Consider the following 14,343-nt stretch of genomic DNA (forward strand, 5'->3'; position numbering starts at 1 on the left):
GTCTAGAGCCAGGTCACAGGGCTGGCACGCGGAACCGCGCCCGCCCGGCTCGCCCCGCTCAGCGCCGCGACATGTAAAGCATGAAGGCGTTGTACAGCAGGCGGTTGAGGGGGTAGTCCCACTCGCCGAGGTACTCCACCGCCTCGCCGCCCGTGCCGACCTTGAAGCGCAGCAGGCCCGCCAGGTCGTCGGCCTCGTCCAGTGTGTCGGTGATGCCGCGCAGGTCGTAGACGGCGGCTCCGCGTTCGTGGGCGTCCGACATCATCCGCCACTGGATGGCGTTGCTCGGCTGGACCTCGCGCTTGCGGGTGGTGGAGGCGCCGTACGAGTACCAGACGTGCTCGCCGACGGTCAGCATGGTGGCCGCGGCCAGCAGATCCCCCTCGTGGTGGGCGAGGTAGAGCCGCATCCGTCCGGGATCCTCGGTGGTCAGCGCCGTCCACATGCGCTGGAAGTAGGCCGGCGGGCGGGCCGTGAACCCGTCGCGTGCGGCGGTCTCCGCGTACAGCTCGTAGAACGCGGGCAGGTCGTCGTGGTTGCCCTGCACGACCTTGACCCCGGCCTTCTCGGCCTTCTTGATGTTCCGGCGCCACTGCTGGTTCATGCCCTGCCGGACCTCGTCGAGGGTCCGGCCGGCCAGCGGCAGCTGGAACACATGGCGGGGCTGCCCGGCGCTGAAACCTCCTCCACTGCCTGAAAGACGTGGGAGGTATCCCCCTGTCCCATCGCCGGCGGTGTCGCGCCAGCCCATCCCGCGCAGCCGGCCGGCGACGGCCTTGCCGGCCGGGTCGTGGGCGCTGGGCTTGGCGTCGGACAGGCGCTTGGCGCCCGGATCGGCCAGCGCGGCCTTGACCGTCTCCGCGTCCCAGCGACGGATGACGACGGGCGGACCCATCCGCACCGCGAAGGCGCCCTGGGACCGAAGGTGGTCGAGCAGGGGGGAGAGCCAGCGGTCCAGGCCGTGTGCGGACCAGTCGATGAGCGGGCCCTCGGGCAGGTAGGCCAGCGAGCGCCGGAGCGCGGGGAGCGGGCGGAAGAGGACCAGGCCCGCGCCTACGAGCCGGTCGCCGTCCAGCCAACCCAGGCTCTCCGCTCGCCAGTCCGGCTTCACCCCGCCCCAGGAGGGGAGTTGCATGGGGCTCGCCGAGGGCTGCGCCCTGACGAAGGCCATGTGCTGCTCACGAGTGATCGGTGCCAGACGAAGACCCATGCCGCGCGCACTCCTCCGGGTAGACGTACCGCCGGCCCATGAGCCGCCGGCGGTCAGGGCGCCCAAGCCTACGAATCCCTGGCGAGGCGGCGCACCCGACAGCCTATGAACGAGCCACGGCCCGCGTTACGGCTCGGCGGCCCTCCGTACTCCATCCAGGGGAGACATGCACCCGGTCGGTCGGACCACCCTGCCGGTCGGACCACCTGGCCGGTCGGCCACCCTGCCGGTCGGCCCGCCCCGCCTCCCGGCCCACGCCGAGGGGCCCGTGCGCCGGAGCTCACCCCTGTCCCGCTGCCGCCGCCCTCCCGAAGGCAACGCGACCCGGGCACGCAGAACGGCCCGAGCCTCCCCCCTCATGGCTCGGGCCGCCTTACCCGGTCTCCGCGCGGAGAACCGTATAAACCAGGCTAGTTGACTCTCTGTCAGTGTCCAATCACCCTGCTGATGGAGACCTGTCGGCTTATTTATAGTTGAACCATTCGCGCTCCAGAGGGGTGGGGTTTGCCATGGATCTGGCCCTGTTGCGCACTTTCGTCGCTGTGCACCGGGCCGGTTCCCTCACCCGGGCGGCGGCGCTGCTGGGACTGTCGCAGCCCGCCGTCATCGCCCAGATCCGCGCGCTGGAACGGCAGTTGGGGCGTCCCCTCTTCCTGCGGCAGGCCCGCGGGGTCACGCCCACCTCCATCGGCGACGAGCTCGCCCATAGGGCTGCGCCGCACCTCGACGCGTTGATGGAGATCACCCAGAGCGGTCTCGACGACAACGGCTCACCGCGCACCCTGCATCTCAACGGTCCTCCGGAGTTCGTCTCCGAACGGGCCCTGCCCGCCCTGACGGCACTGGCGGGCAGGGACCGGATGGCGCTGCGTGCGTCGTTCGGCCATGCGGACGAGGCGCTGGAGGGGCTTGCGGCGGGCCACTACGACCTGGTCATCAGCACGGCCCGGCCGCGTGGAGCGCTGCTCACGGCCACGGCACTCTGCGACGAGGAGCACGTGCTGGTCGCCGGAGCGCGCTGGGCGGCCCGCATCCCTCCCGGCACCCTCCGATCGAAGGGCCCCAGGGCAGCCAAGGACCTGCCGGTGGTGGAGGTCCACGAGTCCCTGCCGCTGGTCAGCCGGTACTGGGCCGAGGTCTTCGACTCCCTGCCCACCGCCTCCGCCGCCGTGATCGTGCCGGATCTGCGGGCCGTACTCAGCAGCGTGATCGCCGGAGCCGGCCTGGCCGTCCTGCCCCGCTACCTCTGTGCCACGGCGCTGGAGCGCGGGGAGGTGGTAGCGCTGCTCGACCCGCCGGTGCCGCCGCTGCGCACCTATTTCCTCGTCGTCCGCACCGGCACCCTCGCCCTGCCCCATATAGGCCGGGCGCACGAGTGGCTGCTGCGGTCGGCACTCGACTGGGACTGACCTGCCCGACCTTCACCCCGGCAAATGCCGTCCCCGAGGCCGGAACGTCTGGCTCCGGAGTGGAAGTGGGATGTTTCACGTGGAACATGTCGGGCCACAATTTCTCCCATGACCGTCCGACCCGTGGTCAAACGCACTGCACGCGCCATCCTGCTCGACGGCGATGATCTGATCCTGATCAAGCGGACCAAGCCCGGGGTCGACCCTTACTGGGTGACCCCAGGCGGCGGGGTGGAACCCAGCGATACCAGCGTCATTGATGCCCTCCACCGCGAGGTGGACGAGGAGCTCGGCGCCAAGATCGTCGATGTGGTCCCGTGCTTCGTGGACACCGTGGAGCACATCGGTGACGACGGCGGCGCAACCGGCGTCAAGGTGCAGCACTTCTTCGTCTGCCGTCTGGAGTCCATCGACGAGGCCCTACGGCACGGCCCGGAGGTCGACGACCCCATCGGGGAGTACGAGATCGTCCGCGTGCCCTTCACTCGGGTGGGCATCGCCTCCGTCCACCTCGTTCCGCTCTCCCTGCGGCATTACCTCGACGGCAATATCGAGGGGGTGCTGGCGCTGCACGCGCCTGACCTGGGGTGAGGGGCGGGCCGGCCTTCGGTGGAGCCGTCGCCGGTGCGGGCGCGGCCCTGTGCGGCCTATCCGGCAGGTACGGGACGCGGCTGCCGGGAACGGCTGGTGCGCGGTGCGCACGGGACCGTGGTGACGGCGCGGTGCGCACGGGACCGTGGTGACGGCGTGGTGCGCACGGGACTGTGGTGACGGCGCGGTGCGCCCGAACGCAGCCGCCGCCACCAACGTCCTACGCCGACGCTAGTACGCCCGGTTACTCCCGCCGTCAGACGCCGCCCTGGGTCCTCGCTCGGCACTGTGGCGGGCATGAAGCTGAAGCGCCGGCCCCGCCGGGCCCTCCTCGTCGTCCACACCGCCTCCTCCGTCGGCTGGCTCGGGCTCACCCTGGGTCTGCTGGCACTCGGCATCACCGCGGCCGCCTCGGACTCCCCCGAGGTCGCGGAGGCGTCGTACCGCTCGATGAAGGTGTTCGCCGACTGGGTGAACATTCCCGTCGCCCTGCTGAGCCTCGTGTCCGGCGTGGTGCTCTCGCTGGGCACCCCCTGGGGCCTCGCGCGGCACCGCTGGGTCTACACCAAGTTCTGGATGACCCTGGCCGCCACCGGACTGACCATCTTCGCGCTCCGGCCCGAGATCAACAGGGCCGCTCAGCAGGCCATCGCGGGACAGCCGGTCACCAGTACGGTGGACCTCGTCATCGCTCCGTCGGTCGCCCTGGCCACCTATGGCTTCATGACGGCGATCTCGGTGCTGAAGCCCTGGGGACTGACCAAACGTGGCCGAAAGCTCAGGGCCGGTGCCCGCAAACCGGTAGACGTCACGGTGCTGCGTCCGACAGCCTGACCTGCGTGTCGACACCTTCCCTCAACGCGCTCCCGATCCGCCGCCTGACCCACCGCGACCTCCGGGCCTGCGCGGATCTCGCCGAGGACCGCGGCTGGCCCCGTGACGAGCACAAGTGGGGCCTGCTGCTCACGGCAGGCACCGGCTACGGCATCGACGACCCGCAGGGCGGCCTCCTCAGCACCTCCATCCTGACCTCGTACGGCCCCCAGGAGGCCCCTGACCTCGCGGCCGTCGGCATGATGCTGGTCGCCGGGCGGCACGCCCGGCAGGGCGTGGGGCGCAGGATGATGCGGCACCTCATCGACATCGCCGGCGGGACACCCCTCACCCTCCACGCCACCGACCTCGGGCGCCCGCTCTACGAGGAGGTGGGCTTCAAGGCCGTCGGGCAGGCCCGGGTCCTGAGGGGGCACTTCGTCCCGGACGAGACCTCCACGCTCGGCACCCGCCCCGCCGTGGCCGAGGACCTCCCGGCCATCCTCCGCCTGGACAACGCCGTCTTCGGCACCGACCGCACCCACATCATCACGCGCCTGCCCGCCTTCGCCGACCAGCTCCGCGTCGCAGAATCCGACGGCGAGATCACCGGATACGCGGCGGCCTGGCCGACCACGGACACCCATGCCATCGGCCCGCTGGTCGCCCACGACCTCCAGACGGCGAAGGCGCTGATCACCTCGCTCGCCGCCGGCACGGACCGCCCCCTGCGGACCAACACCGACACTCGCCACGAGAAGTTCGTGAGCTGGCTGGAGGACCGCGGCCTCGCGTCGAGGATCAGCGGCACCCTGATGGCCCACGGCATCCCGCAACTCCCCGGTGACTGGACCCGCAACTTCACACCGCTGAACGTGGCCACGGGCTGACGGCGGGCGCGTACCGAACGGGACGGGGCCGGCCGAGGCGCTCGTCCCAGCCCCAGCCCCGGGGCCGGAGCCCGCGCACCCCTGCGCTTAGGCTCGCCGGCATGGAAGAACTTCACATCCGGCCGGCCATCGCGGAGGACATCCCGGCCCTCGTGGCCATGCTGGCCGATGACGTACTGGGTGCCGCGCGGGAGTCGCTCGACGACCTCGCGCCGTACACCGCCGCCTTCGAGCGGCTGGCCGGCGACCCGAACCAGCACCTGGTCGTCGCAGTCCGGGACGACCAGGTGGTCGGCACGCTCCAGCTCACCATCATTCCCGGCCTCTCCCGGCAAGGCGCCACGCGGTCGATCATCGAGGGCGTACGGATCCACGCGAAGGAACGCGGCAACGGGCTGGGCAGCCAGTTGATCTCCTGGGCAGTCGAGGAGTCACGGCGCCTGGAGTGCCGGTTGGTCCAGCTCACCACGGACATGAGCCGTACCGACGCCCAGCGCTTCTACAAGAGGCTGGGGTTCGCCGCCACGCACATGGGGTTCAAGCTGGAGCTCTGAGCGCCTCGATCGATCGGAACGGGCGGGCACGTGGCGCAGGCGGATCAGGTCGCTCGCGGCGGCCACAGTGACGGCGACGGCACCGACGCCGACGCCGACTCGCTGGCGGGTGTTTCACGTGAAACACCCGCCAGCGCCTTCTACATCGGAAGCGGCCGCCACCCCTGCGGGTCCACCCCTCCAGGAACCGGAGCCTCCTTGTCGTAGGGCTCTCGGGTAAAGACAAACGACCCCAGGTCCAGGTGGCTCACCGAGCCATCGGGTCGGCGCACGGCGCGCAGGATCTCCCCGGCGTAGTAGCCGTTGAGGCCGGTCCAGGTGCCGTCGTCGTTGGCCCGGAACCGTGCGCTGCGGGCACGTCCCGTCAGCGGGCCGAGTTCCAGGGCACCGTCTCCGGTCAACCGGAGTGCCACGGCCTGGGTGCCCCAGTACCAGGGCCCGGCCAGCTCCAGGACCGCTGGGTCGACGTCGCTGAGCAGCCGCCAGGGTTCCGGGATCGGTGGCTCGGCCTCGGCCACGATCCGTACGAGGTCGCCGGCCACCTCGCTGATCGGCACGCCCGAGGTGCAGTTGGTGAGGACAACGGCGCCGAGTCGGTCCTCCACGCTGAACAACAGGCTGGCCAGGAAGCCGGGCAGCGAACCGGAGTGGCCCACGAGGACACGCCCGTCCCGGTCCTGGACCTGGAGACCGAGACCGTAAGCGGCCCCCGCCGTCACATCGGCGGTCTCGGCCGGCGCCGAGGGGGCTCGCATCTCACGCAGTGACTCGACGCCGAGCACCCGGTCGTCGCCCTCCAGGAGGAAGAGGCCGAACCGGGCCAGGTCTCCGGTGGTGGACCACAGTTGCCCTGCCGGCGCCATCAGACCCAGGTCCTCCAAGGGCTCGGGCAGCATCACATCGGCCCAGGGATGCACCGCCCAGCCCCCGGCGTGCGGGTGCTGCGGCCGGCCGCTCGTGCGGTGCAAGCCCAGGGGTTCCAGCACCTCCCGGCGCAGCACCTCTTCCCAAGGGGCGCCTCGTAGTTGCTCCACCAGGGCGCCCAGTAGCGTGAAGCCGGGGTTGGAGTAGTGGTGCCGCCGGCCCGTGGGATGGCGGAAGGGTGCCTCCCCCAGGACGTCGCCGAGGGTGGGCCGCAGGGAGCCCGGGGTCCGCTCCCACCAGGGAGCCGGGCTCTCGGCTGCGAGACCGCCGGTGTGGGCGAGGAGTTCGGCGATGGTGACGTTCCCGGCACCGGTGCCGGGAAGGTGCTTGTCCAGCGGGTCACCGAGGTCCAGCAGGCCCTCGTCGCGCAGACGCATCACCAGGACGGCCGTGAACGTCTTGGTGATCGAGCCGATCCGGTACTGCACCTGCTCGTCGGGCGCATGGCCGGACACGCTCGTCCGTGCGCCGTGCCAGACAGTCTCGCCCTCGCGGAACACCGCGGCCACCATGGACGGCGTCCGGCCCTCCTTCTGGGCGGTGGCCAGCCGCTGGAGCAGGGCGCGCCCGGTGGCGGGCAGCAACTGGGCGGTGCCGGGCGAGGGCTGATCGGAAATCGGTGTCGTCATGGGCCCAGTCCACCCTGGTACTCGCCGGGCGTCGAGCGGATTTCATCCGGGGGCGGGCGGGGGCCTCGGGGGCGGACGTGGATTCGGCGGTGCGTGACCCGCACAGTGCGGTCACCCACCGACCGCGGCCAAGATGGGATCGCCTCGGTCAAGTCCACGTACACCCGAATCACACCACGGACCTGCCCCCGGATCACACGGACCGTGGAAAGAAGCGCGCCTCCGGGAAGCGGGCCGAGGGGCCGTCGAGGAGGCCGTGGTCGTCCAGGCCGCGCAGCCGGCGGTCGAAGAAGGCGGCGAGGTAGGCGCGCCCCGCGGTGATCGCGCGGCCCGGCGGGATGGTGCCGATGTTCTCCTCGACGGCGCCGGCGGGCAGGTCGAGCCGGGCGGCGATCTGCGAGACGAGCTCCTCGGCGTCCGTGAACGTGGCGTGCTCCGCACCGCGCAGGGCGAGGCCCTGGTGCCAGCCGGTGCTGCGCCGCCACAGGGAGGCCCAGGCCGGTTCCGTGCCGAGGTCGTCGCCGTCCTTGCCGATCAGCAGGAACGGCCGGTCCAGGCCGTCCGCGGCGACCGTGGAGAGATGTCCGGGGTCGGTGTCCTCCCGGACGTACGCGAGCACGCCGTCGAGGTTGGCGCCCGCGGCGACCCGTGGATCGTCGTGCATCGTCTGGAGCGTGGTGAAGCCGCCGGCCGACTGGCCGAACATGCCGACCCGGTCCGTCCGGGCCACGCCGCGCAGATCCGCCGGCAGGGCGCTGCCCAACCGGTCCAGCACGAACCGGGTGTCGGCCACCCGGACCGCCGTCACCTTCTCCAGCAGTTCCACGAACCGGTCCGGGTCGTCGCCCGCCTTCGCCATCCCGGCGGGCAGCACCGACTTCTCCACGCGTCCGCCGGGGAACTCCACCGCGCCCGCGTCATACGTGTGGTCGACGCTCACGACCACATAGCCGCGGGACGCGAGATCCTCGCAGAGGACGGTGCCGAGCGAGCGGGGGTCCCCGGCGCCCGGGGAGTAGAGCACGACGGGGTACGGTGCGTGCCGCTCGTCGACCGGCGCGCCCTGGTGGGCGTGGGTGCGGGTGGCGGCCCAGTCCACCTTGTCGGCGGGGATGCCGGCGAGGTTGTTGAGGGCGGCGAACCCGGCGGCCTCGCCCGGCAGCATGTGCGGCGCGGCCGGGTACGCGGCGGCGTCCCTCGCCGGGTACCTGATGGTGGTCATGAGTTCGCGGTACGGCTGCGTGGGCTTCCACGGGTCCGGACGGGAGCGGTCGACCAGCCGCAGCGCGCGCGTTCCGAGCGCGTAGGGGCCGGTGGGCGCCGGCAGCGTCAGCCGCAGGGCACCGCCGGCGCCGGTCGCGGCGGCGGTCCGCATGGCCGCGTGCGCCGGATCGCCCGCGTGGCTGCCCGTGGTCGCTCGGGCCGCGGAGGCGGTGCGTTCGGTCAGGGCCACCGCGGGAACGGTGGCCAGGGCGATGGCGCCCGAGAGCAGGACGGCACGGCGAGTGGGCATGACGGGTCCCCCGGATGTGTGGACGGGCGGTGCGGCGAGGCGCCGCGGCCCGGCACGCCTCAGGATTCCCGATGGCCGGGAAGCCGCCCATCCGGCTGCCCGGGTGATCCTGCTGGGGGGTAACCCGTAGGCGCTTCTTCGCACAACGGCGCCCGGACGGCGCCGTGGACCTCACATCCGTGGCAGGCCCGGTACGCGGCCGCCGACCCGCACTCACCCGAGATCCGACCGGCGTCCACGAGCGCCCAGAGAAAGGCGAGGACGGCCACCACCAGCACCGCACAGCACCCGATCCCCGCCACCCTGTGTCCGACCCGGCCGTCTCGCCCCCCGAAACCACCCATACCAGGACAGTAGAGCCGCCGCCCGAGACACCGAATCCGCGCAGACGCTCGCTCGACATAGGCGGACATACTCGCCTCGACGCCTCGACGCCTGGCGTGGGGCCTGGGCAGGGTGGGCGAGGTGCCCCTCAGCCCAGGGTGACGGCGATGGCGACGAGGAGGCGTTGGCGGCGCAGTGCCCGGTCCGCGAGGCGGATGAGGCGGTAGAGGAAGAAGCGGCGCTGCATCAGGTCCTGGACGTGGCCCGTGCCGGTGGCGTCCAGGAGCCGGGCGTTGCCGGTAACGGTGGGCGCGCCGTCGGCGACGGTGCCGTTCGCGCCGCACGGGGCGACGGTGACCCGGGGATCGTTGCGGATTCGTCCGACCTTGCCCGTGGTCGGGTCGGTCAGGGCGTACACCGTGCCGCCGTGCACGAGGACGCCGACGGGCGTGGCCACGGCCTGGCCGTTCTCGCGGAACGTCGTGAGCAGGACGTACCTGCTGCCGGCGATGCGTTCCAGAGCCTGGGCAACGGTGTCGTGGGGTCGTTTGACTGTCACGCCGGGAAGGTTAACACTATTAACCACAGTGGTGAATGGCATTAACCACGGCTGCTCGTGCCCCGCCGTCACCCGGAACCGCGACACCGGAACCCCCATGGAGCACGTGATGAGCCGATCGCACGCCGGGCGCTGGAGCGCCGGCGACATACCCGACCAGCGCGGTCGCACCGCCGTGATCACAGGAGCCAACACCGGCATCGGCTTCGAGACGGCCAAGGCCCTCGCCCTGCGGGGCGCGACCGTCGCGCTCGCGGTGCGCGACGTCGAGAAGGGCAAGCGCGCCGCCGAGGAGATCAGGGCCGCCGGGCCCACGGCGGAGATTCGCGTGCAGCACCTCGACCTGGGCTCCCTCGCCTCCGTTCGCGCCGCGGCCGAGGAACTGCGGAGCACGCATTCCCAGATCGACCTGCTGATCAACAACGCGGGCGTGATGTACACCCCGCACCGCACCACGGCCGACGGCTTCGAGTTGCAGTTCGGCACCAACCACCTGGGGCACTTCGCCCTCACCGGGCTCCTGCGGGACCTGTTGCCGCCCACCACCGCCTCCCGCGTGGTGACGGTGAGCAGCGCCGGCCACCGCATGGGCGGCCCCATCGACCTCGACGACCTCGACTGGGGCAAGCGCCCGTACAACAGGACCGCCGCGTACGGACACTCCAAGCTGGCCAACCTGCTGTTCACCTACGAACTCCAGCGCAGGCTGCCGGGCACCGGCCCCCTCGCGGTCGCGGCCCACCCCGGCGGCGCCGACACCGCCGGCTCGAAGGCGGCGATGTCCCACTCCTCGCCGCTCACGCGCACGGCGTTCGCCGCCATCCGGCCGCTGCTCCTGCAATCCCCCGCGATGGGCGCCCTCCCCGTCCTGCGCGCGGCGACCGACCCCCGGGTGCGGGGAGGCGAGTACTACGGACCGCGCGGATTCCAGCAGAGCAAGGGGTATCCCGCGGTCGTCCGCTCCAGCCCGCAATCCCACGACGCGGCCCTCCAGCGGCGCCTGTGGGCCCTCTCCGAGGAGACGGGGATCACCTTCGCGGCGTGACGTTCTGCTTCCGGACCTGCGGATGGCGTCTTCTCTCGGCCCTACGGACGGCGCCTGCTCCCCGCCCTACGGACGGCGTCTGCTCTCGGCCCTACGAATGACGACTGCCTCCGGCCCCGCGGCCCGCCCCCCTACGCCCCCGCCATGTCCACGAACCGTGAATAGTGGCCCTGGAAGGCCACGGTGATGGTGGCCGTGGGGCCGTTGCGGTGCTTGGCGACGATCAGGTCCGCCTCGCCCGCGCGCGGGGACTCCTTCTCGTAGGCGTCCTCGCGGTGCAGCAGGATGACCATGTCCGCGTCCTGCTCGATGCTGTTGTGGGCGAGGATGCCGTCCGCGACGAAGTTGTGCGTGCCCTTGACCGTGGCGTCGAAGACCGGCTGCTCGCCGAGCGGTTCGATGGCGACGACGGGATCCCAGAAGACGTCGGGCTGGTCGTCGGGCGCGCCCGGCTCGTCGCGCGCATCCAGCACGCCGGGTGCACCCAGTTCGTCGGGCGCGCCTGAGGCACCGTCGGCCCTGCGGGAGCCCTCGTTCCCGGACCCGGCCGACCCGAAGACCCCAGCCGGCCCACCCGGCGCACCCTCCGCGCCGATCACCCGCCGGAAGGTACGCACTCCGTCCTCGCCGGACACCACCACGCGGTGCGCGGTACCGGCGGCGCCCGGCCCCGATGCCGCCTCCGCCTCTGCCCCTGCCTCCGCCCCCGCCTCGATCCTCGCCATGATCCCGAACCGGGACAGCAGCGCCGCCACGCCGTCGGCCAGCTCCCGGCTCGACGCGGCGTAGGAGACGGCCGCCTCCGAGGATCCCCCGGCGTACGAGGGGCCCGCGCCCGCCCGGGGAGCGCGGACACCGCCGCCCGTCCACAGGCGCCGCAGGAAGACCGCCACTTCGCCGTCGGCGGCGGCGTACATCTCCTCGGGCACCCGCGCCGCGCACTCCGGCGCCCGCACCCCGTACGCCGGACCCGCTACGCCCCCCACCCCGTCCGCCAGGGCCTCGATGCGGGCCGGCGACCAGTCGAGCCCCGTGCCCAGCGGCGCCGGAACCCGCCGCGGTACCGCGACCCTGCTGCCCACCGCGAGCTCCCCCAGCGGCCGCCAGCCCTCTGGCGCCAGGAACGGATGGTTCGCCGTCGCCTTGACCTGCCGCCCCGAGGCCAGCCGCAACCGGAACACCGGCTTCGTACCGGACGAGAACACGGCGGTGACCGGTGCCCGCACCAGCCGCCCGTCCTCGTCGAGCGACCAGACGAGCACGCCCTCGTGGCCGTTCGCCATCAGCTCGGCGAAGGTGACCGGCGCGCCCGTGTCGGCGCGCAGCAGGGTCGTGTCGGCGGTCATGCAGCCCGACTCGCGCAGGTCGGACACCATCGGCTTCTTGTCCGTACGCTGCTCGGGACCGCGGTTGAGCTGCGAGAGGGCGATGACCGGCAGCTCCAGCTCCTTGGCCAGCAGCTTCAGGTTCCGCGACATGTCGGAGACCTCCTGCTGGCGGCTCTCCGCGCGCCGCGAGCCGCCGGACTGCATCAGCTGGAGGTAGTCGATGACGACCAGGCGCAGGTCGTTGCGCTGCTTCAGGCGGCGGCACTTCGCGCGGATCTCCATCATGGAGAGGTTCGGCGAGTCGTCGATGAACAGCGGGGCCGCCGTCACCTCGGGCATCCGCCGCGCCAGGCGCGTCCAGTCATCGTCCGTCATCGTGCCCGAGCGCATGTGGTGCAGCGCCACGCGCGCCTCGGCGGAGAGCAGCCGCATCGCGATCTCGTTGCGGCCCATCTCCAGCGAGAAGATGACGCTCGGCAGGTTGTTCTTGATGGAGGCGGCGCGGGCGAAGTCCAGCGCGAGCGTGCTGTTGTGCGTGGGCACCATCGCCTCGGTGGCCAGGTACATGTGTCCCGGTCCGTCCACCTGGACGCAGCGCACCGGAACGCTCTCGACCTCCTCGACGCCGACGACGAAACGCCGCGTCGCCCGGGGCGCCCCCGGACGCCTGCGCTCTTCGTGCGCCCGCCGCTTGTCCTCCTGCCGGAAGACGTCGTCCGAGGTGGAGAAGGTGACGGTGTACGAGGCCGGTGCCCCGTCGGAGCGGCGCCCGCCCCGCCCGGCCGGCGGGCCGCAGCGGTGGCCGAGGCTCACGACCAGTTCGCGGAAGCCCTCCGCCAGGCCCGCGCTGGCGCTCGTGAACCGGACCGAGCCGCTCCCGGTGACCGTGCCACCGGTGTCCAGCAGCCCGGCCAGGAGCTCCCTTCGCTGCGCCGACGAACCCCGCAGGTACTGCTGGGGGATGGGACCCACGCCGGTGGGAGCCGTGCCGGTGGGACCCAGGCCGGTGGGATCCGCGCCCTTGGGACCCGTGCCCGCGGAACCCGTGCCGCTGAGACCCCCGCCAGCGGAACCCGCACCGGCGGAACCCGCCCCAGAGCCCCCCGCCGTATCGCCGCCGCCCACGCCCAGCCGCGCGCCCAGCGCATAAGGGGACTCCGGCAGGTCCGCGTCCGGCAGGGCCAGCGGGGAGGCGTTCTGCACGGAGTGGTTCAGGCGGTCGTCCGCGAGGTGCGTGCAGCGCAGGGTGGCGGCGATCTCCTTGGTCGTCCTGACCTGGGCGCGGGCCTCACTCCGGAGGCGGCCCTCCGCCCGCGCGGCGCGGCGGGACGTCCGGGTGTCGGTGAGCCACTGGTGATCCGCGTCGGCGATGACGGTCGTCCCGTCGTCGAACGTCATGCGGTAGCAGGGACGGCCGAGCATGACGTCGGTGGCGGCGACCACGCGCGTCGGTGTCCCGTCCGCGGCGATCAGGTGGTCTCCGACCTCCACCTCGCCCATCGTCGTCCAGCCCGTGGGGGTCGGCAGGGCCGTGTCCAGGGCCAGCGCCTTGCCCATCGCGGGCCGCGCCGCGATGACGATCATCTGCCCCGGGTGCAGGCCGTTCGTGAGGGAGTCGAAGTCGGTGAAGCCCGTCGGCACACCGGTCATCTCGCCGCTGCGCGAGCCGATCGCCTCGATCTCGTCGAGCGCGCCTTCCATGATGTCGCCGAGCGGAAGGTAGTCCTCGCTGGTGCGCTGCTCGGTGACGGCGTAGATCTCGGCCTGCGCGCCGTTGACGATCTCGTCGACGTCGCCGTCCGCGGCGTAGCCCATCTGGGTGATGCGGGTGCCGGCCTCGACCAGCCGGCGCAGGACCGCGCGTTCGCGGACGATCTCCGCGTAGTACTCGGCGTTGGCGGCGGTCGGGACCGTCTGCACCAGGCTGTGCAGGTAGGCGGCGCCGCCGACCCGGGTGATCTCACCGCGGCGGGTGAGCTCCGCGGCGACCGTGATGGGGTCGGCCGGCTCGCCCTTGGCGTAGAGGTCCAGGATCGCCTGGAAGACGGTCTCGTGGGCCGGGCGGTAGAAGTCGCGGCCCTTGAGGACCTCGACGACGTCCGCGATGGCGTCCTTGGAGAGCAGCATGCCGCCGAGGACGGACTGCTCCGCCTCCGGGTCCTGCGGCGGCACCCGTTCGAAGGACGTGCCGCCCTCCCAGCCGTCGCCCTCGCGACCGCGGTCGTGCTGGTCGTCGCGGCCGCGGCGGCTTCCGGTCGGCTGGTCGCCGTCCGGGCGGCGGCGGGAGGTCGGCAGACGATCGCCTGGTCCGCTGTCGGCCCACGGTTCGTCCAAAGGCTCGGAAAGGCTCACCGGGCCACCTCCTCGCGTCCGCCGTGCGGACCTAGCCGTGCCCCTTATTCCTACGGCACGGCACTGACAAAGTAAGAGGGCCCAGTTCCGGTTCCGCCGCGTCGCTGAGTGGGGGTCCGCGGTCCTCGAACGGGGGTGGGCGCCGCACTACGGTAGGCCGCCCCGCACCGTCAGCCAATCTGGTTATCCACAGGCACTGTGG

11 protein-coding genes are annotated in these 14,343 nt (G+C 72.3%); 6 read left to right on the forward strand and 5 right to left on the reverse strand.

The window, feature by feature from the left end:
* Positions 1–58: 58 nt before the first annotated feature.
* A complete protein-coding gene (locus tag Sm713_RS28075) occupies positions 59–1,210 on the reverse strand; it encodes a peptidoglycan bridge formation glycyltransferase FemA/FemB family protein (protein WP_212912820.1) in 1,152 nt (383 codons plus the stop codon).
* Positions 1,211–1,719: 509 nt separating this feature from the next.
* Between Sm713_RS28075 and Sm713_RS28080 the strand changes: the two genes are divergently transcribed.
* The 5 genes from Sm713_RS28080 (at position 1,720) to Sm713_RS28100 (ending at position 5,467) form a co-directional block, all read left to right on the forward strand.
* A complete protein-coding gene (locus tag Sm713_RS28080; RefSeq protein WP_212912821.1) occupies positions 1,720–2,619 on the forward strand; it encodes a LysR family transcriptional regulator in 900 nt (299 codons plus the stop codon).
* A gap of 108 nt (positions 2,620–2,727) precedes the next feature.
* Complete coding sequence (locus tag Sm713_RS28085) at positions 2,728–3,210, forward strand: NUDIX domain-containing protein (protein ID WP_212912822.1); 483 nt, start codon at positions 2,728–2,730, stop codon at positions 3,208–3,210.
* 297 nt (positions 3,211–3,507) lie between these two features.
* Positions 3,508–4,044, forward strand: a complete 537-nt coding sequence (locus Sm713_RS28090; protein WP_212912823.1) for a DUF2269 domain-containing protein — start codon at positions 3,508–3,510, stop codon at positions 4,042–4,044.
* Positions 4,045–4,049: 5 nt separating this feature from the next.
* On the forward strand, positions 4,050–4,913 hold the full coding sequence (locus Sm713_RS28095; protein WP_212912824.1) for a GNAT family N-acetyltransferase: 864 nt from the start codon (positions 4,050–4,052) through the stop codon (positions 4,911–4,913).
* A 101-nt stretch (positions 4,914–5,014) separates the two neighbouring features.
* Complete coding sequence (locus Sm713_RS28100) at positions 5,015–5,467, forward strand: GNAT family N-acetyltransferase (RefSeq protein ID WP_212912825.1); 453 nt, start codon at positions 5,015–5,017, stop codon at positions 5,465–5,467.
* Positions 5,468–5,607: 140 nt separating this feature from the next.
* Here the strand turns inward: Sm713_RS28100 and Sm713_RS28105 are convergent, their stop codons facing one another.
* From Sm713_RS28105 to Sm713_RS28115, 3 genes are all read right to left on the reverse strand, one after another.
* Complete coding sequence (locus tag Sm713_RS28105) at positions 5,608–7,020, reverse strand: serine hydrolase (RefSeq protein WP_212912826.1); 1,413 nt, start codon at positions 7,018–7,020, stop codon at positions 5,608–5,610.
* A 193-nt stretch (positions 7,021–7,213) separates the two neighbouring features.
* Positions 7,214–8,533 (reverse strand): hydrolase, encoded by a 1,320-nt coding sequence (locus Sm713_RS28110; RefSeq protein WP_212912827.1) that lies wholly within the window; start codon positions 8,531–8,533, stop codon positions 7,214–7,216.
* 472 nt (positions 8,534–9,005) lie between these two features.
* Entirely contained in the window at positions 9,006–9,416 is a 411-nt protein-coding gene (locus tag Sm713_RS28115; RefSeq protein WP_249416745.1) for a PPOX class F420-dependent oxidoreductase, read from the reverse strand.
* Between the two features lie 109 nt (positions 9,417–9,525).
* Here Sm713_RS28115 and Sm713_RS28120 point away from each other — a divergent pair, with 109 nt between their 5' ends.
* Positions 9,526–10,461 (forward strand): oxidoreductase, encoded by a 936-nt coding sequence (locus tag Sm713_RS28120; RefSeq protein WP_212912828.1) that lies wholly within the window; start codon positions 9,526–9,528, stop codon positions 10,459–10,461.
* Between the two features lie 131 nt (positions 10,462–10,592).
* On the opposite strand, the gene dnaB is transcribed toward Sm713_RS28120, so the two are convergent.
* Positions 10,593–13,916 (reverse strand): replicative DNA helicase, encoded by a 3,324-nt coding sequence (gene dnaB, locus Sm713_RS28125; RefSeq protein WP_212914901.1) that lies wholly within the window; start codon positions 13,914–13,916, stop codon positions 10,593–10,595.
* Positions 13,917–14,343: the final 427 nt, after the last annotated feature.

It is taken from the genome of Streptomyces sp. TS71-3 (assembly GCF_018327685.1).
GTDB lineage: Bacteria > Actinomycetota > Actinomycetes > Streptomycetales > Streptomycetaceae > Streptomyces.

Excerpts from the sequence above, each read along its gene's own strand:
- Sm713_RS28075 (WP_212912820.1), bottom strand. The coding sequence starts at position 1,210 with ATGGGTCTTCGTCTGGCACCGATCACTCGTGAGCAGCACATGGCCTTC.
- Sm713_RS28080 (WP_212912821.1), top strand. The coding sequence starts at position 1,720 with ATGGATCTGGCCCTGTTGCGCACTTTCGTCGCTGTGCACCGGGCCGGT.
- Sm713_RS28085 (WP_212912822.1), top strand. The coding sequence starts at position 2,728 with ATGACCGTCCGACCCGTGGTCAAACGCACTGCACGCGCCATCCTGCTC.
- Sm713_RS28090 (WP_212912823.1), top strand. The coding sequence starts at position 3,508 with ATGAAGCTGAAGCGCCGGCCCCGCCGGGCCCTCCTCGTCGTCCACACC.
- Sm713_RS28100 (WP_212912825.1), top strand. The coding sequence starts at position 5,015 with ATGGAAGAACTTCACATCCGGCCGGCCATCGCGGAGGACATCCCGGCC.
- Sm713_RS28105 (WP_212912826.1), bottom strand. The coding sequence starts at position 7,020 with ATGACGACACCGATTTCCGATCAGCCCTCGCCCGGCACCGCCCAGTTG.
- Sm713_RS28110 (WP_212912827.1), bottom strand. The coding sequence starts at position 8,533 with ATGCCCACTCGCCGTGCCGTCCTGCTCTCGGGCGCCATCGCCCTGGCC.
- Sm713_RS28120 (WP_212912828.1), top strand. The coding sequence starts at position 9,526 with ATGAGCCGATCGCACGCCGGGCGCTGGAGCGCCGGCGACATACCCGAC.
- dnaB (WP_212914901.1), bottom strand. The coding sequence starts at position 13,916 with ATGCTGCTCTCCAAGGACGCCATCGCGGACGTCGTCGAGGTCCTCAAG.